Annotated in this window: 1 protein-coding gene; it reads left to right on the top strand. The window is 73.3% G+C overall.

The features are described from left to right. Positions 1–725: NAD-binding protein (locus CCN56_RS38865; protein ID WP_373412960.1), on the top strand; the 725-nt coding region annotated here is incomplete at its 5' end. Positions 726–746 lie beyond the last annotated feature (21 nt).

Here is a 746-nt window from a genome sequence, read left to right as displayed (position 1 = left end):
TGGAGCAGGCCGTCGTACGGGTCCCCGGGCCGTACGACGGCAAGGACGTCTGGATGCCGGAGCCGTTCGCCTGCATCGTGCACGCCCTGCGGAAGCTGCTCGAACTCACACGGCTCGACTCCCTCGGGGGGAAGCGGGTCGGGATCGTCGGCGCCGGCTGCGCGGGACTGATGTTCGCCATGTACGCCCGCCATCTGGGGGCGTCGGTCACGGTGTTCAACCGCGGCGGGGCCCGCCGCGCCTTCGCCCGTGAGCAGGACATCCTCGCCGCGGACGAGATCCGTCCGCTGTCGGAGGCGGGGGCGCACCCCGACGCGTTCGACGTGGTCGTCGTCGCGCCGACGGTGGCCACCGCGGAACTCCTGGAGACCGCGGGCCGCCTGGCCCGCGACGGGGCGGTCGTGCTCGTCTACGGCGGCACCCGGAAGGGCGACCGCTTCCCCGGGGGGCCGGTGGACGTCGACGCCGTCCGCCGGGGCGAACTCCTCACGTGGGTGGACCACGCCGGGAAGCGGCTCGGCGTGTCGGGCGCGTACGGGTGCTTCAAGGAGGACTACGAGGAGGGCTTCAGGCTGCGCGCGGAGCATCCGGAGGCCTTTCCCCTGGACCGGCTGGTCTCGCGGCGCATCGCCCTCGCCGAGTTCCCTGACTTCGTCATGGACATCGCGGCGGGCCGGACGGATCCTCCCGGGAAGGTCCTGGTCGAGGCCGTTCCTCGGGCCTGATCCCGGTCGGCGCCCGGTTCG

The sequence above is a fragment of the Streptomyces sp. NRRL B-24572 genome, from assembly GCF_002156145.1.
Taxonomy (GTDB): Bacteria; Actinomycetota; Actinomycetes; order Streptomycetales; family Streptomycetaceae; genus Streptomyces; species Streptomyces vietnamensis.
This window is presented reverse-complemented; position numbering and strand designations above follow the sequence as displayed.